This is a genomic window from Aggregatilinea sp., from assembly GCF_036822615.1.
Classification (GTDB): Bacteria; Chloroflexota; Anaerolineae; order Aggregatilineales; family Aggregatilineaceae; genus Aggregatilinea.
Window position 1 is genome coordinate 1 of sequence record NZ_DAISHJ010000090.1, and the last position, 21,177, is coordinate 21,177.

At 64.7% G+C, this 21,177-nt stretch carries 18 protein-coding genes; 14 read left to right on the top strand and 4 right to left on the bottom strand.

Features of this window, described 5'->3' with window-relative positions; genetic code table 11:
- From V7116_RS19135 to rsgA, 8 genes are all read left to right on the top strand, one after another.
- On the top strand, window positions 1-290 hold a 290-nt coding region (locus V7116_RS19135; RefSeq protein ID WP_324393569.1), incomplete at its 5' end, for a glycosyltransferase.
- On the top strand, window positions 272-1,369 hold the full coding sequence (locus tag V7116_RS19140; protein ID WP_324393570.1) for a glycosyltransferase family 4 protein: 1,098 nt from the start codon (window positions 272-274) through the stop codon (window positions 1,367-1,369). The genes V7116_RS19135 and V7116_RS19140, both read left to right, overlap by 19 nt.
- 197 nt (window positions 1,370-1,566) lie before the next feature.
- Window positions 1,567-2,820, top strand: a complete 1,254-nt coding sequence (locus tag V7116_RS19145) for a glycosyltransferase family 4 protein (protein ID WP_324393571.1) — start codon at window positions 1,567-1,569, stop codon at window positions 2,818-2,820.
- A 25-nt stretch (window positions 2,821-2,845) separates the two neighbouring features.
- Entirely contained in the window at window positions 2,846-4,033 is a 1,188-nt protein-coding gene (locus V7116_RS19150; protein ID WP_324393572.1) for a CgeB family protein, read from the top strand.
- Window positions 4,034-4,121: 88 nt separating this feature from the next.
- Window positions 4,122-6,026: a hypothetical protein gene (locus tag V7116_RS19155; RefSeq protein ID WP_324393573.1), complete on the top strand. Its 1,905-nt coding sequence runs from the start codon at window positions 4,122-4,124 to the stop codon at window positions 6,024-6,026.
- 270 nt (window positions 6,027-6,296) lie between these two features.
- Window positions 6,297-6,611, top strand: a complete 315-nt coding sequence (locus V7116_RS19160; protein WP_324393574.1) for a helix-turn-helix transcriptional regulator — start codon at window positions 6,297-6,299, stop codon at window positions 6,609-6,611.
- The gene (locus V7116_RS19165; RefSeq protein ID WP_324393575.1) at window positions 6,608-7,486 is read left to right on the top strand and encodes a permease prefix domain 1-containing protein; all 879 of its coding nucleotides are present in this window, start codon (window positions 6,608-6,610) and stop codon (window positions 7,484-7,486) included. The genes V7116_RS19160 and V7116_RS19165 overlap by 4 nt, the downstream gene beginning before the upstream one ends.
- Window positions 7,487-7,786: 300 nt before the next feature.
- A complete protein-coding gene (gene rsgA, locus V7116_RS19170) occupies window positions 7,787-8,731 on the top strand; it encodes a ribosome small subunit-dependent GTPase A (protein ID WP_324393576.1) in 945 nt (314 codons plus the stop codon).
- A 273-nt stretch (window positions 8,732-9,004) separates the two neighbouring features.
- On the opposite strand, the gene V7116_RS19175 is transcribed toward rsgA, so the two are convergent.
- The 4 genes from V7116_RS19175 to V7116_RS19190 all read right to left on the bottom strand — a co-directional run bounded on the left by V7116_RS19175 (window position 9,005) and on the right by V7116_RS19190 (window position 14,621).
- A complete protein-coding gene (locus tag V7116_RS19175) occupies window positions 9,005-9,268 on the bottom strand; it encodes a hypothetical protein (protein WP_324393577.1) in 264 nt (87 codons plus the stop codon).
- 59 nt (window positions 9,269-9,327) lie between these two features.
- Window positions 9,328-10,518 (bottom strand): dephospho-CoA kinase, encoded by a 1,191-nt coding sequence (gene coaE, locus V7116_RS19180; RefSeq protein WP_324393578.1) that lies wholly within the window; start codon window positions 10,516-10,518, stop codon window positions 9,328-9,330.
- 109 nt (window positions 10,519-10,627) lie between these two features.
- Window positions 10,628-12,511: a cation:proton antiporter gene (locus tag V7116_RS19185; protein ID WP_324393579.1), complete on the bottom strand. Its 1,884-nt coding sequence runs from the start codon at window positions 12,509-12,511 to the stop codon at window positions 10,628-10,630.
- A gap of 217 nt (window positions 12,512-12,728) precedes the next feature.
- Window positions 12,729-14,621: an ABC-F family ATP-binding cassette domain-containing protein gene (locus tag V7116_RS19190; RefSeq protein ID WP_324393580.1), complete on the bottom strand. Its 1,893-nt coding sequence runs from the start codon at window positions 14,619-14,621 to the stop codon at window positions 12,729-12,731.
- Between the two features lie 604 nt (window positions 14,622-15,225).
- On the opposite strand from V7116_RS19190, the gene V7116_RS19195 reads away from it, so the two are divergent.
- The 6 genes from V7116_RS19195 to V7116_RS19220 form a co-directional block, all read left to right on the top strand.
- Window positions 15,226-15,651 (top strand): hypothetical protein, encoded by a 426-nt coding sequence (locus tag V7116_RS19195; protein ID WP_324393581.1) that lies wholly within the window; start codon window positions 15,226-15,228, stop codon window positions 15,649-15,651.
- A 32-nt stretch (window positions 15,652-15,683) separates the two neighbouring features.
- Window positions 15,684-16,913, top strand: coding sequence for a M24 family metallopeptidase (locus V7116_RS19200; protein WP_324393582.1), 1,230 nt, complete (start codon window positions 15,684-15,686; stop codon window positions 16,911-16,913).
- Window positions 16,914-17,116: 203 nt separating this feature from the next.
- Window positions 17,117-17,767, top strand: a complete 651-nt coding sequence (locus V7116_RS19205) for a Maf family protein (RefSeq protein ID WP_324393586.1) — start codon at window positions 17,117-17,119, stop codon at window positions 17,765-17,767.
- Window positions 17,768-17,789: 22 nt separating this feature from the next.
- Window positions 17,790-18,080 (top strand): hypothetical protein, encoded by a 291-nt coding sequence (locus V7116_RS19210; RefSeq protein ID WP_324393583.1) that lies wholly within the window; start codon window positions 17,790-17,792, stop codon window positions 18,078-18,080.
- A 173-nt stretch (window positions 18,081-18,253) separates the two neighbouring features.
- On the top strand, window positions 18,254-20,518 hold the full coding sequence (locus V7116_RS19215; protein ID WP_324393584.1) for a penicillin-binding transpeptidase domain-containing protein: 2,265 nt from the start codon (window positions 18,254-18,256) through the stop codon (window positions 20,516-20,518).
- Window positions 20,519-20,689: 171 nt separating this feature from the next.
- On the top strand, window positions 20,690-21,177 hold a 488-nt coding region (locus V7116_RS19220), incomplete at its 3' end, for a hypothetical protein (protein ID WP_324393585.1).

Here is a 21,177-nt window from a genome sequence, read left to right on the forward strand (position 1 = left end):
ATTACGCCTCCGCGATCAAGCTGTTCGAGTACATGGCGGCGGGCTGCACGGTGCTGGCCTCCGACCTGCCCAGCACGGCGGAAGTCGTGCGCGACGGCGAGTCGGCGCTGCTGTGTCCGCCCGGCGACGCGGCAGCCTTCGCGGACGCGATCGCCCGGCTGGCGACGGACGCGGATCTGCGCGTTCGGCTGGCGGATCAGGCCCGGCGCGACGTGGGGCACTACACCTGGGACGCACGCGCGGCGCGTATTCGTGCATTTGTGGAGGCGGGATGCGGATCGCGTTCCTGACGCCCGAAATCGACCCGACCTACGGCTGGGCGCGCTACGCGCACGACCTCGCGGCGGCATTGACCACGCAGGGCGTGGAGGTCGTCGCGGTCACGCAGCGCGGCGCGCGCTCCGGTCCCGAGGGTGTGGAAATCCGCGACGCCCTGCCGCAGCTCGTGCCCCCGGTGCGATTCTTTCTGCCGCGCCTGCTGACGGGGCTTCCCGCCGCGCGCGCCGCGATTCAGGGCTGCGACATCGTGCACGTCGTCGCGGAGCCGTACGCGCCGCTCGGCGCGTGGATCGCGGGCAAACGGCCTCTGGTGGTGACGGCGCACGGCACCTACGTCCCGCAGACAGTCCGGCGGCGCGGCGTGGGTGCGCTCTACCGCCGCGCATACCGTCACGCGCACCTGATCGCCGTCAGCGACTACACGGCGGGGCAGGTCCGCGCGGCGCTGCCCGGCGCCGACATGACCGCCATCCGCAACGGCGTGCACTTCGCGCGCTTCCAGGTCCCCGCGCCCACGCCGGACAAACGCGGCCCGACGATCCTGGCTTCCGGCGGGGTCAAGCCGCGCAAGGGCACACACCTGCTGGTCGAGGCGCTGGCCCAGGTCCGCGCAGCAATCCCCGGCGCGCGGCTGGTCGTCACCGGGCGGCACGACGCCGCCTACGTGGCGCAGATCCGCGCGCGGATCGCGGCGCTCGGCCTGGACGATGCCGTCGATCTGCCCGGCCAGATCCCCGAAGACGCGCTGCTCGGCTGGTACCAGCACGCGGACGTCTTCGCGCTGCCGTCGCTGTCGGTCGGGGATCGCTTCGAGGGCTTCGGACTCGTGTTTCTGGAAGCCTCCGCCGCCGGGCTGCCAGTGGTCGGGACGCGCGGCAGCGGCGTGGAAGAAGCCGTGATCGAGGGTGAAACCGGGCTGCTCGTGCCGCAGGACGACGCCTCCGCCCTGGCAGACACCATCACCCGCCTGCTGTCTGACGCGAATCTCCGCGCGGAGATGGGCGCGGCGGGCCGCCGCTATGCGCAGACGCAGGATTGGTCCGCCGTAGCCGAGCGCGTGCGCGCCCTCTACGCCCGCTGTCTCCCCTGACACGCGCCGCCGGGTGTGTTATGCTTGCGAAAGGTCGTTTTTAGTCGTTAGTCTTTAGGTGTTAGTGGAAAGCGCGGGCGATTGGGTGAACAGCGGCTCCATTAGCAGGTACAATATGCGATCCTGCCCTTCGACATCGCGCTGCCGTCTCTGTCTGGCTTTAACTAACAACCAAGCACTGATTACTAACGACTATCATGCATATCGTCATTCTGAGTGATACCCTCCCCCCAGACAGCCCCGGCGGCGCGGGCAAGATCGCGTGGCAGCTTGGGCATGGGCTGATCGGGGAAGGGCACCGGGTTACGTTCATCACCACCGCGCGCGACCATGCGGGCATTGAGACGCGCAACAGCGCCCCCGTGCACGTGCTGCGCTCCGACTATCCCGAACGGTTCGCCGCATGGCTGAGCCTGTTCAACCCGCTGACCGTCGCGCCGCTCAACCCGCTGCTGCGCAAGCTGCGTCCCGATATCGTGCACGCGCATTCGATCAGCATGCACCTGAGCTATCACAGCCTCGTGATCGCGCACGTGATCGGCGTGCCGACCGTGTTCACCGCACACGACGTGATGCCCTTCGCCTACGCCAAGCTGACTCATTTCATCGACCCCACCCGGCCCGATCTTCGCGACGGCTGGGATTATCGTCTGCCATTCGGCTACAACTGGCGGCAGATGCGCTTCCGCTGGAACCCGGCGCGCAACCTGTCGATCCGGCACACGATGACGTATTACACCGACGAGCGCATCGCGGTCAGCGGCGCGCTGAAAAACGCGCTGGAAGCCAACCACCTGCCGCCGTTCGAGGTGGTGCACAACGGCCTCGATCCTGCATCGTTCGCCACCACGCCCGCGCGCATCGATCACCTGCGCCACCGCTACGGGCTGGAAGGGCGGCGCGTGATCCTGTTCGGCGGGCGGCTCAGCCGCGAAAAAGGCACGGCGCAGCTTTTGGATGCTCTGCGGCGCGTGCGGCAAACCGTGCCGGAAGTGTCGCTGCTGGTGCTGGCGCGTCCCTCGGCCTATACCGATCAGGTCCTGGCCGAAAACCCCGATCTGGCCGACCGCATCGTGCTCGGCGGCTGGCTGGAAGGGGCCGATCTGGCCGCGGCCTACGGGCTGGCAGACGTGGTCGCGTCACCCTCGGTGTGCTTCGATTCGTTCCCGACGATCAACCTCGAAGGTATGGCGGCGGGCGCGCCGCCGGTGACAACGTGCTTTGGCGGCGCGCAGGAAGTCGTGATCGACGGGGAGACGGGCTTCGTGGTCAATCCCTACGACGTCGAGGCGCTGGCCGACCGCCTGACGCGCCTGCTGACCGACGAATCGCTGCGCGCGCGGCTGGCGGCAGCAGGACAGGCGCGCGTCCGCGAGCAGTTCACGCTGAAGCACTACACTGAATCGATGTTGGCCGTCTACGAGCGGGCCATCGCGCGGCGCGCAAAATGAGTCGGGACGGCGCGAAGGAGATCCTATGAAGTTGTTCGTGATCGTGTCGTCACTGGACCTGACGCAGCCCTTCAGCGCCACGCCCTCGTGGTGGCAGTTGTTCAAGGCGCTGTACGAGATCGGCGTGGAGGTCATCGCCGCGCCATACCAGGGGCCGGCGATCGAAGCGCCCTGGTGGCAGGCCGCGCCTAACCCGGCCCAGCGCGAAGGGGATCTGTTCAAAGCCGGGCGCGACACGATCCGGCGTGTGACGGGCACGCGCCAGACCCAGGCCGCCGGGACGCAGGTCGAGGGCGAAAGCCTCTCCGACCGGGCGGTGCGGCGCATCGCGCAGACGATCATCGCGCCGCGCTGGATGCACGCCACGGATCGCCTGCTGGCGAAACAGCCGGACGTAGACGCCGTGATGGTGATCACCGTGCCGCTCAACCACATTTCCGGCCTCGCGCAGCATATCACCACAAAATACAACAAGCCGGTGTTCTTCTACGACGGCGACGTGCCCGCCAGCCTGCCGACCTTTCGCGGCTTCGCCAGCGGCTTCCGCATCTACCAGGACGCCGATCCGTCCGAATACACGGCCTTCTTCTCGAACAGCCTGGGCGGATCGGACGCGCTGAAAGCGCTCGGCGCGCGCGACGTGCACGCGCTCTATTACGCGGCGGACCCCGACCTGTTCGCACCGCTGGACGTGGCGCAGGACGTAGACGTGTTTTTCTACGGCCACGGGCGCGAGTACCGCGCGGAGTGGATCGACGCCATGCTGCGCGACGCCAAACGCGCCCTGCCGGATCGCCGCTTCGCCGTGCGCGGCACGAACCTGGGTGAGCTGGGCGAGGTCGAGCGGCTGCCGTACCTGTCGTTTAGCAAGCTGCGCGAATACGCCTGCCGCAGCAAGCTCGATCTGGTCATCACGCGCAAGGCGCACGCCTCCGTGTTCGCCTCGTCCAGCGCGCGCCCCTTCGAGCTGGCGGCGCTGGGCGCGTGTATGGTGTGCAACCCGTACGAGGGCATCGAGACGTGGTTCGAGCCGGAAAAAGAGCTGATCGTCGTGCACGGCGCGGAAGAAGCCGCCGAGCGCTACGACTGGTTATTGCGTCACGACGAAGCCCGGCGTACCATTGGGCGGGCAGCGCGTGAACGGTTGTTGAAGGAACACACCTACCGTCACCGCGCGCAGCAGCTTGTGGACGTGATTCGCAGCTATCTGTAAGCGGATGTCCCCTTGCCGGTGAGCAGTCCATCCCAGGCGGGAAAACGGGCGGGATGGTCTTCATTTCTTCAAGCGCAGGAGCAACTCGATGAGTGTCCTGGCCTATCTGGTGCCGGCCGCGATTTTATTGGGCATTGGCGCACTGGCCGCCTCCATACTGCCAACGCGCGGCGCACGGATCGGGCTGGGCGCGGGCCTGTTCCTGGCCCTGGTCGTCGATTCGACCTGGCTGCTGGCCCCTATTGGCGGGTGGCTGCCGCGTCTGGGCGACGCGGCCTGGCTGGGCATGTTCATCCTCATCGCGGGGGCGGCGCTGGCGGCGGCGGTGCATTACAGCACGCCGCAGAATCGCACCGGCGCGCCGGACGCGCCCTGGCAGTGGCCCACCGGGCATGATTATGCGTTCCTGTTCTTCATCGTGGCCGTCTTTGGTGTCGTTGTGTGGGCGCTGCCCGTGCCGCTGGACACCGACGCGCAGGGCTTCGGCTATCTGGCGTTGATGCTGCGCGACGGCCAGGACTACACCACCCTCGCCTCCTGGCATCCTGAAATCAGCTACCTCTACTCGCCCGCCTATCCCGGCCTGATCGCGCACCTCAGCGCGCGGCTGGATCTGGGCATCCAGACGCTGCAAGTGGCGTTCAGCGCGGTGACGGCGGTCCTGTTCGTGTGGATGGCCTACGACCTCGGCTGCGAGCTGGAAGACCGCCGCACCGGGCGCGCGTTCATGCTGGCGTCGGTGATCGGCATCGGCATGGTCACCGCGTTTTTCGATTCGCACTATACCGCGCTGCTGGCGCTCGATTTTTCGCTGGCCTTCCTCATCTTCGTGCTCGGCTTCCTGAAAGAAGGCGGCTGGCTGCGCGCGCTGGCGGCGGCGGCCTGTCTGGCGGCGGTCCCGCTCACCCAGCCGGACACGACCATCGCGCTGATCATCGGCTACGTGCCCTGGCTGCTGGTGCTGGTGCTGGCCCACCCGCGCCCGTCGTTTGCGCGCTGGGCCGTGATCGCCGCCGTGGTCCCGGCGCTGGCCCTGCTGATCGTCACACCGTGGCTGCTCAGCATCCGCGATCTGCTCGGCGCGGACATCGAATCGCCGTTCGCCGTCGATCCGGACCACTGGCGCACGCTGGTCTTCATGCACGGCGGGATCGTCGTGGCGCTGGCGGCGATCGGGGTCGGCGTGGGTCTGCGCGAGCGCACCCCGGCGCAGTGGCTGGGCATGGTGTGGATGGTGGGTATCGTGGAGTTTTCTACGACCGGCCTGCTCGAACGCACCTTCCCGGATCTGGTCGAGCCGCTGCTGAAGTACGATTACCCCTTCAGCCTCGCGTGGCACGGCCCGATCATCCCCTACGTCATCCTGGGCGGATCGGCGCTGGTGGGTCTGTCTGCCGTCTTCGGGCGGGAGCGTATCGACCGGCTTGTGGGGCGGTTGGCGATGCCCGTGATCGTGTTGGGCGCGGCGGTCCTGGTGGCTGGAATCGTGTACTTCGATCCGCTGCTGGATGCCAGCAAAGACGTGGTGAACTTTTACGGCGCGTTTTCGTCGCAGGCGGACGTCCACGCGATGGAGTGGCTGCGCGACAACACCCCAGCGGATGCGCGCGTACTGAACCATCCCGGGCCGCAGGAAGGCGACTGGGCCCCCGTCATCAGCGAGCGCGACACGATCTATTACCGGCCTCAGCCGTTTTTCCAGGGTGACGAGCTATCGCAGGCGGAGCAGGTCGCGCTGCGCGCCTTCTGGCGCGATCCGTCCAATCCGGCCAATGCCGCGCTGCTGGCCGATTTCCGCGTGCAGTACGTGCTGGTCCCGCAGGTCTTCGGCAATCCCGACAGCCTGGACGACGCGCTGCGCTGGCGCTCCCCGATCCCCGAAGCGGCGTCCTATCTGGAGACGCCGGTCAGCGCCGCGCCATACCTGCGTCTGGTGTACGACAACGACGGCGCGCAGGTCTACCGGCTGATGACGCCGATAACAGCGCCGTAACCAGGGCTAAAAACATAAATCCCCGCCTGTAATAATGAACAGACGGGGTTATGGGATGATGCGCGTCATAAACAGCCTCCCGGCTGCCGACACTTCTATTGTAACCGAATTCCACCGGTTCTTGTCAAGTTTCGTATAAACCTTTTTACATCCGGGCCGGTCCGAAGCGACGCACCCCGCATCAGCGCGCGCCTCTCTATGCGTTGACATACCTCGGAATCCGATATATGCTGTTCTTAACACAGATACATCGTGATTCGAGGTATCGCCATGAACATTAAAGGGAATCTCCCGCTTCTGATCCTTCACGTACTCTCGACTGGCCCCAGGCATGGCTACACTATCCTCAAGGACATCAAACAGGGTTCGGAGGGAGTGTTAGGTGTAGCAGAGGGGACGCTCTATCCCATCCTGCACGATCTGGAACAGCGCGGCCTGATCGAAGCGTTTGAAGAAACAGTCGGCGGACGGCTGCGACGCTGCTATCGTTTGACCGGAGCCGGACGGCGCGAACTCGCCCGCCAGACCGACGAATGGAAGCGGTATTCGCAGGCCGTCAACCTGCTGTTAGGAAGTGCCTCATGAGCGGCGCGCCCCCCGATACGGCCCTGGATCAGTGGCTCGACCGGGCGACGCTTGGCGTCTCGCCCCGCTGGGCGGCCTCCATTCGGGCGGAATTGACCGCCCACTTCGAGGACACGACCGCCGACCTCCTCCGGCAGGGTGTGCCTTCCGGCGTTGCTCGCCAGCAGGCGCTGGCCGCCCTCGGCGATCCGCAAGCGGTGGCGCGCGGCTTCAAGGACGTGCACCACGACCGGCGTCACTACCTGATGGCGGCGCTCGCGTGCGTGCTGCTGCTGGTTGAGAATTTCGATCTTCCGCAGCAGTTTCTGATGCCGGATTGGGCGGACGGCTCGGCCCCAAGCCGGATTTTTTACGCCGTTGACCATGCCCTGGCCCAATTACTGGCGCTCTACGTCATAATCGTGGCCGGACGGCTGGCGGCGTGGCGTCTCAACTGCGACGTCACTACACCCATGAAAATCGTCCTGGGCGGGCTAGGGATCGGCTTGACCGGCATTTTAATCCTGGACCTCGGCCTCGCCCCCTCAGCCTCGGCGCTGACTCTGCTGGACGCGCCCGATCTCGTCGAGGGCGTGGGGTTTCTGCTCAGGGATGCGGGCATGCTGCTCAGCGGCGGCGGGTTGGTCCTCCTGGGAGCCTGGGTTCTGCTCACCCCCAGCAGTTTAGCGGCAAAGAGCATTGCAGCGGCGGCGGCGCTTGAGGGCATCGTGCCCATTTGGTACGTGGTTGTGCTCTACCTGAGCGCGCGCCACCCTCTTGAGCTTTACGCTCTGCTCGTGCTGAACACGCTGTTTCTCCTGTCGGCGCTCGGCCTCGCGTTCATTCGGGCCTGGGATCCGTATCGACGCCATCATCTGCCCGCGCCGACCACCTGACTGCGCTGGCAGCGGTCCTTTGGCGCCGCTGCGCCCGTTGACTTTAACCCGCGCCTCGTGCTATGCTGGGAGGCGGCTGGCAAAGGCCAGATCGGGTTTATTTCGACGTTTCAGGAAAGGAGCGCAGCGATGAAAACAGACCTTGTGTTGACTCGACTGTGTGCCTTATCCGTTGCCAGGAGGCTCGCGGGCTGACGTTGCCGTCACCTGAGAGATGTTGGTTCCTGCGCCACGGATGAGACGTGGCGTTTTTATTTTCCCATTCAATCCGCAGCACCAGGCTAGAGCGAGGAACCGGCATTGTCAGAACAGCAAACAGGGTTAGTGATCCGCACGCAAAGCGGCTTCTTCACCGTCGATACGCCGCAAGGCGCGGTCGTATGCCAGCTTCGTGGCAGGCTGAAAGAGGACTATCGTGACACCGATCTGGTCGCCATCGGGGACCGGGTAACCTTCGAGCCGCAGTCCGACGGCACGGGCGCGATCCTGGCTGTGGAGCCGCGCGAGCGTGTGCTGTCACGCGTGGCCCCGTCGTCGGCGGTGGGCACCTCGGCGGAACGCGAGCAGGTGATCATTGCCAACCCCGATCAGGCGGTGTTCGTCTTCGCCGCCGCAGAGCCTTCCCCCCACGTCCGCATGCTCGACCGTTTCCTGGTCGCGGCGGAAAAAGCCGCCATCCCCGAGATCCGCATTTGCGTCAACAAGATCGATCTGCTGGGCGACGACCGGGCTGAGATCGAAGCGACCTTCGCGCCTTACGTCGAGATCGGCTACCCGGTGTACACCGTCAGCGCGCGAACCGGCGAAGGCGTCGAGGCGCTGCGTGACGTGCTGGAAGGCAAGATTTCGGTCTTCACGGGGCCATCCGGCGTGGGCAAAACCAGCCTGCTGAACGCCATCGAGCCGGACCTGGGCCGCCGGGTGAGCGCCGTCAGCCGTGCGACGACGAAAGGCCGCCACACGACGCGTTACAGCGAGCTGGTCCCGCTGTCGGCGGGCGGCTATCTGGCCGACACGCCTGGCATCCGCGCCATCGCGCCGTGGGACGTCGAGCCGGACGAGCTGGACGGCTACTACGTCGAGATCGCGCCGCATGTGGCGCACTGCCGTTTTCAGGACTGCACCCATACCCACGAACCGGGCTGCGCCGTGCTTGCCGCCGTCGAGCGAGGCGAGATCACCGAAGCGCGCTACGACAGCTATTTGCGGCTGCGCGAGGAACTCGAAGACCAGTACGTCTATTAGGGGCAGCCGTTCGCGGATAGCGCTCAGCGAAAACCGCGCACGATCCGTAGGGGCGGGGCTTGCTCCGTCCGTTAGAGAAAAGCCGGGTAGCGCCGTACGTTCTGTTTTCCCCTTCCCTCCGCTTGCGTGGGCCAGGGGATGGGGGGCAACATGCCGGGCATATTGCGATGCGCCTCGCAGAATTCCCGCCTACGGCATACCCATACACAAAAACGCCCGCCGGAGGAGATTCCCTCGGCGGGCGTGTGTTGACTCGCTTCGTTTCGTCAGGCGCTAAACGTCGTGCTCGGCGGGCACGTCCGTCGCACCGGGCGTTTCGTCTTCTTTGTCTTCCCAGCTCACGATCCAGATGCACAACCCGGCTACGGCGACCGTCGCCACGATCAACGCGATCCAGTTGCCCGCCGTCAGACCCACATCGCGCGCCTCGTAAACCAGCAGCGCGATGCAGCCGACCGCCAGCACGATCCATGCGGCCAGGCGCGGCCAGCGCTCAATGAGCCGCACCACTGGCCCAATCCCCGGTTGTGTTCGCATACGTTCCACGGCTCGCCTCGTTTTGTACTCGGGTGGACGCCTTACACGTCCTCACGACCCTAAAGCGGCTTGAGGACGCGGTCGGCGCGCAGTTTCTTGGACAAAATGATGGTTCCGGCTGGGCGCGATTCGCGGACGGCTTCTCGCCAGGCGGGAATTTTGATCTCGTCCATCTCCAGCCGCTCATATCCCTGCTGAACCAACGCCTGGATCATCTCTTGTGAAGCCTCATTTGGCAAAAAGACGTATCCGACCTCGCTCTGCAAATCGCGCGAGGCGCTCTCGACCGCCTGGCTCAAGGCCGTGGCAACCGGCGCAAAGGGGGCGTCCTTGATGACAAAGAGTTCGTCCACGCGGGTGACCAGATTTTCCACCAAAAAGCCGACCATGCCCACCGCGGTGCTGTCGGACATGGCGAGCATGTACGACTTTTCACCGAAGGCACGGATCACTTCCTGGCGCGACGGCTCGTAGCCGGTGCGCTGGTGGATCAGCCGCGCGATCACGTCCGCGTTGTGCGCCATGCCGCGCACGATATCCATCGATGTGATGGTCATCTTGCCCTGCTCGGCAGGCGCAGTTGCCGTACGCGGCGCGGGCTTCACCTCGACGCGCTGAATCAGCGAGTGAGCCGTTTCTTCTTCGGCGGCGCCCTGAATGCGGGACCACGCCGCGCGGACCTGCTTCCAGGTATCTTCGGGATTATGACTGTTATCGATAATGACGTTGGCGCGGCCCAGCTTATCAGCCTGAGGCGGCTGAAGCCGGACGCGCTTGCGCGCGACCTCGTCGGTCATGCCGCGTTTGCCCATCAGGCGCTCGATCTGCTGCTGCTCGCTGCTGTTGACCACCCAGATGGTATCGACCATTCCGGCGATCTCGCTTTCCAGCAGCTTGATCGCCTCCACCACGATAACGCGGTGGTGCGAGCGCTTGATCAGCGTGCTGATCGCCTGCCCGATGATCGGGTGCGTCAGCGCTTCAAGGCGTGCCAGTGCTTCGGGATGCGAAAAGACGACGGCGGCCAGCTTGTTGCGGTCGATGCGTCCATCCGGTTCCAGAATCCAGCGGCCAAACATGCTCACGACCGGCTTATACGCCGGTGCGCCGGGGGCCATCGCCTGATGCGCAAGGCTGTCGGCGTCGATTGTGTAGGCTCCCAGGTGTTCCAACATGCGCCGGACCAGGCTTTTGCCGGTCGCAATATTGCCCGTGAGGCCGATCACATATTTGTTTTCCCAGCCACTCACGGTGCCCTCCACAGTATGCACGTCACTTGCTCGGTGGGATCATTGTAGCTTGCGCCCGCAATGCAGACAACCGTAATTAAAGCATAGTTCGCGCTGCATTGCAAAAGTGTTAAGGACGAATTGTGGCTGAGCCGTTCGAGCGCAGCAGCGCCATGCCCGCGTCCGCCGGAATCGCGTCGGCGTCGCGCGGCTCCTCCACCGGATCGACCAGCGCGATCAGCGTCTGGCCCGCGCGCGGCGTGGTCCCGTTGTCCGCCGTGAGGACCGTCAGCTTGCCCGATTCCTCGACGAGGAACATCGGAACCGCCGTCGGGCCGTAAAAGCGGCGGAAGGCTTCATACGGGAACTCGCGCGTGAGCTTGACCATCTTGATCACCGCGCCCTGCTCGAAGCGGCGCTGCAAGTAGCTGTAGGTGATCGTGCTGCCGAACAGCGACCGGCCCACCAGATGCAGATCCAGCGACACGTCGTGACGGCGTTTTTCCGCGTTTTGCAGCGGAAGCTGGAAGACGTTCGCCCGCCCGAACATATCCGCGAAGCGCAGCGCAGCCAGCGAGTTCACCTCGTCGTTCGACGTCAGCGCCAGCAGCCGCCCGATGCGGCTGGTGTCGATCTCGTTCAGCGCCGTTTCCGACAGGATGCTGGCGTAAATCACCGACAGGCCATCCAGTTTGGCCGCGCTGACCTTATCCCAGTTGGAATCGACCAGCAGCACGTCGTCGCAGCAGCCGCCATCCATCAGCGCCTTCGCCAGATCGCAGACCCAGGCCTGCGCGCCGACGATCAGGATACCCGTCGCGCGCGGCTGGCTGAGCTTGAGCAGCCGCGCCAACTGTCCCGCCGAGAGGCCGTAGATCGTGACAGTTCCCACGACGACCAGGAAGGTCAGCGGTACGATCTGCTCGTAGCCCGCATAGTTGACCTCGTGCAGTTCCAGCGCAAACAGTGACGCAACCGACACCGCCACGATACCGCGCGGGGCCAGCATCGCCGTAAACGCGCGCTCGCTCCACGTCAGCGGCGAGCCGAGCGTCGAGATGAACACGGCCAGCGGGCGTCCGATGAGCATCAGCACGGCCAGGAACCCCACACCGCGCAGCCCCAGGTTGGACAGCGTATCGGTTTGCAGCCGCGCCGCCAGCACGATGAACAGGCTCGACAGCAGCAGGATGCCCAGGTCCTCTTTGAACTGCACGATGTGCTTGACCGAGACGGAGTGCTGGTTGGCGAGATAAATACCCATGATCGTCGTCGCCAGCAGACCCGCCTCCGGCATGATCTCGTCGGCCAGCGTAAATGCCGCCACGACGAACATCAGCGAAATCGGATTTTGCAGGAAGTCGGGGATCAGGAAGCGCTTGAGCAGTTGAACCAGAATGATGCCCGCGATCAGGCCCACCACCGCGCCCATGACCATCGTCTCGACCACGCCCAGCAGCAGCAGGTGGGGCGCGTCACCGCTTTCGACGGCCAGCACACCTTCCAGCACCAGGACGGCCACCGTCGCGCCAACCGGGTCGATCAGGATGCCTTCCCACTTCAACACCGCCGCGACCTGCCCGCGCGGGCGCACCTGGCGCAGCAGCGGCAGCACGACCGTCGGCCCGGTGACGATGAAGATCGCGCCGACGACCAGCGACAACTGGAACGTCATTCCCACGATCCAGTACGCCGCGAACGTCCCGACGATCCAGGTCACCAGCGCGCCGACGCTGATCAGCAGGAAGATCACTTTGCGCAGGTTGCGCAGTTCGTCCAGCTTGAGCGTCAGGCCGCCTTCAAACAAGATGATGCCCACGGCCAGTGATACAACCGGGAACAGCGAGTCGCCCAACAGTTCGTCGGGGTTGACCAGTCCTGTGAGCGGTCCGGCGAAAAAGCCGCCCAACAGCAGGAGCAAAATCGCAGGCAGGCGCAAACGCCATGCAAGCCACTGCGCTCCGATGCCCAGAACGGCAATGCTGGCGATGCTGACAAGCGCGCTTCCGGTCATTTCGGTCTCTCCTGGATCAGATAGGGTCCGTAATGGAGGGGCAGTGAAAGGGCGCGGCCAAAAGCGTGCCGCGGGTGGCGCGGGGAAGAATTCCCCCAGTCCCCGGCTCCGTTCCCCGCCGGGCAGAGAATGGAGGTACGTGTAAGTACGTAACCATCCGGGGCGGCATGTGAATCCGCCCCGGATCGATTGTCGCAGAAACGAGATGCGGCTGGGATCAGGCCAGCAGCGATTCCCATTCGGCCAGCGCGGCGTCGAGATCCGCCTGAGCGGCGGTGTAGGCTTCGCCCAGCTCGCGGACCCGGTTCACTTCTCCGGCCTGGCTGGCTTTGCCCGCGTCACTTTCCAGCTCCGCGAGCCGCGTTTCAAGCGCGTGAATCGTCGCTTCGATCTGGGCCAGATGCTTCTTGCGCTCCGCCTCAGGCTTGCTCGGCCTGCCGTTTTTGCCGGATGCCAGTTCCGCCCGCTGCGGTGCAGTTTTTTCATCGCGCGCGGCCTGTCGTGCGGCTTCGCGCGCCACGACATATTCGCGGTAGTTGCCCTCGAAGACCGTCATGCCGTCCGGCTGAACGTCCCACACCTGGGTCGCCAGCGCGTCGATCAGGTAGCGGTCGTGGCTGACCAGCAGGATCGTGCCGTCGAACCCGGCCATCACCGCCTGCAGGATCTCCTGGCTGGGAATATCCAGGTGGTTGGTCGGCTCGTCCAGCAGCAGGAAGTTCGCCCCGGCCAGCGACAGCTTCGCCAGCGCCAACCGCCCGCGCTCGCCGCCGCTCAGGGTGCGGATCGGCTGGAACACGTCGTCGCCCGTAAACAGGAATGTCGCCAGATAGCTGCGCGCGTCGCTGAGCTGCATGTCGCGCACGGTCAGAAGCTCGTCCAGCACGGTGCGATCCGGGTTCAGTCCTTCGTGCGCCTGCGCGAAGTATCCCGGCTCCACCGCCGCGCCCAACCGCACGCTGCCCTTCAGCGGTGCAAGCTCGTGCAGCAGCGTTTTGAGCAGCGTCGTCTTGCCGACGCCGTTCGGCCCGATGATGGCCGCGATCTCGCCCCGGTAGAGCGTGATGTCCGGCACGGTCACCAGCGGGTGATTGCGCTCGTAGCCCGCCTGCAAACCGTACGTCATCAGCACCTTGTCGCCGCTGCGAAGCTGCGCCTTGAGCTTGATGCGGATGTGCTGCTCCGTGCGCGGGCGCACGACCAGCGCGTCGCGCTTGAGCCGTTCCAGGCGGCGCAGACGGCCCTTGGCCTGGGCGGTGTTCTGCCCGGCGATGTTGCGCCGGATGTAGTCTTCTTCTTTGGCGATGAACTCCTGCTGGGCCTCATATTCGCGCAGCAGGCGCTCGTGCCGGTCGGCACGCTGGATCTGGTAGTGGCTGTAGTTGCCGCGATAGGACTCGACCGTGCCCCAGTCCATTTCCCAGATAGTCGTCACGACGCTGTCCATAAAGTAGCGGTCGTGGCTGACCACCAGCAGCGAGCCGGGCCACGTCTTCAAGAAGCTTTCCAGCCACTCGACCGCGTTGATGTCGAGGTGGTTGGTCGGCTCGTCCATCACCAGCAGATCGGGCGATTCGAGCAGCAGACGGGCCAGCAGGGCGCGTGTTTGCTGCCCACCCGAAAGGTGCGACAGCGGCATGTCGTAGTCGTCCGCGTCGAAGCCCAGCCCTTGCAGCACCTGCCGGGTGCGGGTTTCGTACATGTACCCGCCGTCGTCCTCGAACTGGTGCTCCAGTTGGCCGTACCGCTCCATGATCGCGTCAAGCTCGTCGCCGCTGGCCTCGCTCATCGAGTCGGCCAGATCGTGCAGCCGGGCTTCGCGCTCGCGCAGAACGGCAAAGGCGGTCATCATCTCGTCCCACAGGGTCCGCCCACCGGGCAGGTCGGGGCGCTGCGGCAGATAGCCGACGGTCAGCCCCTTCATATGCGTGACTATGCCCTCGCTCGGCTCCTCGCGCTTCATCAGCACGTGGAGCAGCGTAGTTTTGCCCGCGCCGTTCGGCCCGACCATTGCAATCTTCGCGCCGTGGGGGATCTCCACCGTGACGCCCGCAAAGATGTCATTTGCGCCAAAAGACTTGGCGACATTGGTTGCGCTTAGGAGTGCCATTGTCTGTTTTTAACCTACGCAGGGAAAATCCAGCCCCCGCATTATACCATACCGAGTCTCGCAAATTTCGCGTCCTGACGCGAAGATTCTAATGCTGCGCATAGGCAACCCGCCACAGACAGGCAGAGATTGGAGGTCAGTCCATCACAAATACGCAGCCGGTCGCGGCTGGGTAGCGGAAATCCCCACGACGGCAGAAAAACGCGTAAGGGCAGGATGTGTTCCGCCCGCTGCCGGTTCAGGTCTCGGGCGTGCCCCGTAGGGGCAATTCATGAATTGCCCCATCTACAGCAAGTTAAGCATTCAGCGGCGCGATAGACGACCCTGTCCTTCGTAGGGGCGATGCAAGCCCCGCCCGCCGTCAGCAAGACCGGGCGGAGCAAGCCCCGCCCCTACGGACTCCGGGCTGTGTTTGTCTCCCCTCTCCAACTTGATGTATAGACTGGAGACATGGGTAACAAGGGGCCGGGGGTGAGGTCGCGGTGATGACTGGATCATTTTGTAAACGCGCATTGAATTACCCCTACACGGTTGCATTCCTCACACCCCCCGCCCATTTCCTCGCCCGCTTTCACTTCTTTTCCCCGGTGCTATAATTCGGGCCATGAATGACGACACCGAGATCCTGATCTCCGAAGACGATGCCAGCCCCGATCATCGCGGCGTGATGGCCGCAGCCCTGATTATGGCCGCCGTGGGCTGGATCGGGCTGTGGATTCTGGTCACCTCCACGCTGCCGACCTCGCTGCCGCGCTGGCTGTTTTTCGTGCTGCTCTACGTCGCCACGACGGGCACCGTGCTGCCCTTCGTGCGCTTCCTGAACATACGCTTCACCCGTGAAGGCGGCACGCCCCCGGCGGGCGGCGTGCTGCTGCGCCAGAGCATCTGGGTCGGGCTGTTCGTGGTCGCCTGCGCGTGGCTGCAAATGCCGCGCGTGCTCAACCCCGTGATCGCGTTCTTCCTGGCGCTCAGCCTGGTGCTGATCGAGTTCTTCCTGCGCATTCGAGAGCGCAGCGGCGATTCCGATTGATCGCGTATTTCCCCAGTTGAGGAGCTTCCATCATGAAATCTGACCTGGACCGGTTCATGCACGAGCGCGGGATCGATGCGCTGCTGATTCCGACCGACGAGACGTACGATCCCTACCGTACCTACATTGCCAACGGCGCGAATACGTCCGCGATGGCGATCAAAAAACGCGGCGAGGCCCCCGTGCTGATCGCCAACGGCATGGAGATCGACGAAGCCGCGCGGAGCGGGCTGAAGGTGTACAACATCGAGGATCTGGGCTACAGCGAGCTGCTGCGCGAGCACCGTTATCCCAACGAAGCCTTCCGCGCGACGTGGTATCGCCGCGTATTCGAGGAGTTGGGCGTGCGCGGCAAGCTGTGCATCTACGGTGTGGGCGACTTCAACGCGGCGCTGACGACCCTGCGCGTGATCAGCCAGGATCTGGGCGATCTGGTCGAGCTGGTGACGGACGACGTGCGCGGCAACATCTTCGACCGCGCGTACGAAACGAAAGACGCGGACGAGCTGGCGTCCCTGCGCGACGTGGCGCAGCGCACCAGCGAAGTCGCGTGCGCCGTGCGCGACTGGATCGCGGGGCACGGCGGCGCGGATGACACCATCGTCAAGGTAGACGGATCGCCGCTGACGATTGGCGACGTCAAGCAGTATTTGCACGTGCAGCTTGCCGAGCGCAACCTGGAAGACGGCGGCGTGACGATCTTCGCCCAGGGGCGCGACGCGGGCGTGCCGCACAGCCGGGGCGAGGGCGCGCAGGCGGTCAAGCTCGGCCAATCGATCGTGTTCGATCTGTTCCCGCGTGAGCCGCGCGGCTACTACCACGACATGACGCGCACGTGGTGCTTCGGTTACGCGCCCGACGACGTGCAGGCCGCGTACGATGCGGCGATGGAAGCGTACAGGCGCGCCGCCGAAGCGTGCAAAATCGGCGTATCGACCGGCTCCGTGCAGCGCCTCGTCTGCGAATATTTCGAGTCACTCGGCCATCCGACCGTGCTCAACACGCCCGGCACGCAGCAGGGCTACGTGCACTCGCTGGCGCACGGCATCGGCCTGAACGTGCACGAAGCGCCCTGGTTCCCCACCTTCTCCGACAACTACACGCTGCAAGCGGGCAACGTGTTCACGCTGGAACCGGGCCTGTACTATCCCGAGAAGGGCTACGGCGTGCGCGTCGAGGATTCCGTCTACCTCAACCCGGCGGGCGACCTCGAAACGCTGACCGACGTCCCGTACGATCTCGTCATCCCAATGCGGGGATAAATCCCCCTTTCGCGTGTATCTATAGGGGCAGTTCAATGCTCTTTAACTTTTGAATCCGGACAAAACCAGGGCGGGTTAGAAACCCGCCCCTACAAGCCCTGTCGGGCCGGGGGCTGCGACAGATCTCGCCCCTTTCCGTCTCCATCGACCGGCAAAAACTGGATACCAACACACGAATGACCACACCAGACACCGCTCCCAAAATGATTCTGCTCGCGTCCGCCTCCCCGCGCAGGCGGAGTATGCTAGGGCTGCTGAACCTGCCCTTTGACGTCACCCGCGCGGATATCGACGAAACCCCGCACCCCGGCGAGCACGCCCGCGACTACACCGCGCGCCTCAGCCGCGAAAAAGCGCAGGCCATCGCCGCGCGCGGCACGGACGGGGACGTGCTGATCCTCGCCGCCGACACAACCGTCGCGGACGGACCGGAGATCCTCGGCAAGCCCGCCGACGCGGACGAAGCCCGACTCATGCTGCGCCAGCTTCGGGACCGGACACATCAGGTATACACGGCGATCAGCCTGCTCGACACGGCCACTGGGCGCGCCCTGACCGACGTCTCGCTGACGGACGTGACCATGCGCGCCTATTCCGACGCCGCGATGGACGCCTACATCGCTAGCGGCGATCCGTTCGACAAGGCGGGCGGTTATGCCATCCAGAACACGGCCTTTCACCCGGTCGCCGTGCTGCGCGGCTGCTATCCGAACGTGATGGGTCTGCCGCTGTGCCTCCTGGCCGCGATGCTGCGCGACTTCAGCGTGGAGCCGCCGCCAGATGCGCCGGGCCTCTGCCTGCATCCCGACGATCCCGCCTGCGATCTCGATCCCGACATGCTCAACCGGTTGTGAGGTCAGCTTCAGGAGAAGCCATATGAAAGCGGCGCTCTCGCTCTCGCTCGAAATCACCATCTGGCTTGTCCTGTACGCGGTCATAACCCTGCTCACGACGTGGGCCGCTGAGCACGTCTTTTTCGCGCTCCTGGGAGGCGTAGCAAGTGGCGGGTTTGGAGATATCATGATCGGAATGGAAGCGATCTGCATAGCCATTCCAACCGGCGTGGTGCTCGCTTTACCGGCGACGTATTTCGCGTACATCCATACTTTTGGCCGGATTTTCGAGAAGATCGAGGCGCGCCGCGACATCGAGCACTCTCAGGGCTGACCACCGCGCGGCGTCACAATCGCTTTAGACGGCGCCATGAATTGCGGGTATAATGAGCGCCTGTGGAGAGTCAAAAACCATTCCTCATCATTCCGATGGACACTTTGGGGGGTAAAGATCGGGGGCAAAACGCTGCCGTCTTTGCCTCCTGGTTTTATAACGAGGTTGTGTGGATGCGGACCGTACGAATAGTGTTTTGGTTGGGTCTGGTCGGCGCGATCGTGCTGGCCGCCTGTGGCGGCGACGTCAGCCTGGGATCGCTTGATTCCAGCAGCGGCCTGAACCCAACCGCCCAACTCACGCTGGAAGAAGCCGAGCAGATCGCTGAAACCTTCCTGCGCGCGTGGCGCGAGAGCGACTACGAAGCGATGTACTCGCTCATCAGCCCCAACGCGCGCGAAGCCTACACGCTGGAATCGTTCTCCAACGAATACAGCGACGCGGCGACCAAGCTCACGCTCAATGAACTGGAAACGCACACCGACAGCTCGCTGCGCCAGGGCACGACCGCCGTCATCATGTACGACGTCACGTTCAAGACGGCCAGCTTTGGCGACGTTCAGGATCCCGAACGCACCATGCGGCTGATCGAGACGCCCGAAGGCTGGCGGGTAGCGTGGTCGCGCATGGACATCTTCGCGGAGCTGGCCGAGGGCGCGCGCCTCTCCCTGGACGCCAACCAACCGGGGCGCGGCAACATCTACGACCGCAACGGCAACGTGATCGCGGACCAGAACGGCCAGATGGTCGAGCTGTACATCGTGCGCCAGGACCTGACCAACGAGGACGCCTGCATCCAGGCGCTGTCACGCATCCTGGTGCTCGAAACGGGCGACATCCAGAAAAAGTTCGCCGCCTTCTCGCTCGAAACGCGCTTCCTGGTCGGGCAGGTCGATCCCGAAACGTATAACACCGAGGCCCAGGCGCTGCTCCAGCTCTGTGCGATTGGCGACGACAACGCCGACACCAATACCCGCAGCGCGCGCCGCTATTATAAGGACCTCGCCCCGCACCTGATCGGCTACGTCGGCCAGATCCAGCCCGAACAGCAGGAAGAATACGCCAAGCTCGGTTATCCTGACGGCGCGCTGGTCGGGCAGGCGGGCATCGAAGCATCGTACGAATCCTATCTGGCGGGCAAGATCGGCGCGACGCTGCGCATCATCGCCCCAACGGGTGAAGTGCTGCGCACCATCGCGTCCAGCGAGTCGGAACCGGGCCAGAGCATTTACCTGACCATCGACCGCGACCTACAAGCCGGGGTCCAGCAGGCGTTCGTGGAAGCCTACGACCTCGCCGCGCCGACCTGGGCCAAGACCTCGCCGGGCGCGGCAGCGGTGGTCATGGACGTGAACACGGGCGAAATCCTGGCGTCGGCGAGCTATCCCAGCTTCGACGTCACCCTGTTCGATCCGAACTCGAACGCCTTCAACCGCCAGCAGGAAATCTCGGCTCTCAACAGCGACTCGCGCCGCCCGCTGCTCAACCGCGTGACGCAGGCGCAGCTTCCGCCCGGCTCGACGTTTAAGATCATCTCGATGGCCGCCGGGCTGGACAGCGGCGTGTTCAACGCCAACACCGTGCGCACCTGCAACGGCATCTGGTACGGCGGGCAGTACGGCGACGGCGTGGAATCGCGCACGGACTGGTACTACCCGAACGCGCACGGCTCGATCAACTTCGAGAAGGCGCTGACCTATTCGTGCGACCCGTATTTCTGGGAGTTGGGTGTCGCGCTCTACAACGACGACCCCGACAGTCTGTTCAAGTACGCGACGCTGATGGGCCTCGGCTCCCCCACCGGGCAGGACGTTCTGCAGGAAGGCGCGGGCCTCGTCCCCGACGAAGCGTCGCACCTGCAAATGCACGGCAGCCAGTGGGGCCTCGGCTCGATGCTGAACATGGTCATCGGCCAGGGCGACGTCCAGGCAACGCCGCTGCAAATGGTGCGCATGACCGCCGCCATCGCCAACGGCGGATCGCTGTATAAGCCGCAGTTCGTCAGCAAGATCGGGCTGATCGGGGACGAGCCGGTGTATACCATGCAGCCGGAAGAAACCTCGAACCTGGGCTTCGATGCGTCCGTGTACGAAGCGATCCAGAAGGCCATGTGCGACGTCACGCTCGATCCGAACGGGACGGCGCGCTTCATCTTCGAAGATTGGTACGACTGGGAAGAAAACGAGCCGATCGTGTGCGGCAAGACCGGTACGGCCCAGACCGGCGGCGAAACGACCGCGCCCGAAGCGTGGTTCGTGTCGTTCGCGCCCCAGGACAACCCGGAAATCGCGATCGTGGTTGTGGTCGAAAACTCGTGCGAAGGCTCGGAAGTGTCCGCGCCGATCACGCGCCGTATCATCGAGGACTACTATCACCTGCCGCACAGCGAGTGGCCGCCTCTGTGGCAGAGCGGGTGCTCCACCATCGGCACGCAGTGATCCGCAGCGAGTCGACGTAACAGCCAACGGCGAGGGCAGGCGCGGCGCGTCCGCCCTCGTTTTACGTCTCGCCGTTTTCCGGCGTGCCGCGCCCCGTCTGAAAATTTGCGACAAGCCCTAACAGCCCGTAAGCTAAATGTCCGGCCTACGGACGCATTCGGGTATCCACCTATGCAAGAGATTCTGCCAACACTTCTCGATTATGATCCGGGCATGCTGGCGATCATCGCGCATCGCTGGGATGTCGATCTGCAAAAAGTCGCCAAGCACGATCAGGCGGAGGTTCTGGCCGCGGCCATGCTCGATCCGGCGCGCGCCGCACGTGAATGGGGCCGCCTGGACGACAAGGAGCGCGGCGCGCTGCAAACGCTGCTCGGCGCGTCCGACCACAAAATGCCGGAGGCGCAGTTCAGCCGCATTTTTGGCGAAATCCGGCAGGTGGGGCCGGGCAAGCGCGACCGTGAAAAGCCGCATTTGCAGCCCGCCAACATCGCGGAGACGCTGTTCTATCGCGGGCTGATCGCGCGTGCGTTTGCCGAAAGCAAAACCGGCATGCAGGCGTTCCTCTTCGTCCCGCGTGATCTGGCCGAGGCGCTGCCCACGCACGAAACGGGCTTCAAGCTTGACGGCGAAGCGCCGCCCGAGAGCGCGCCGCAGCC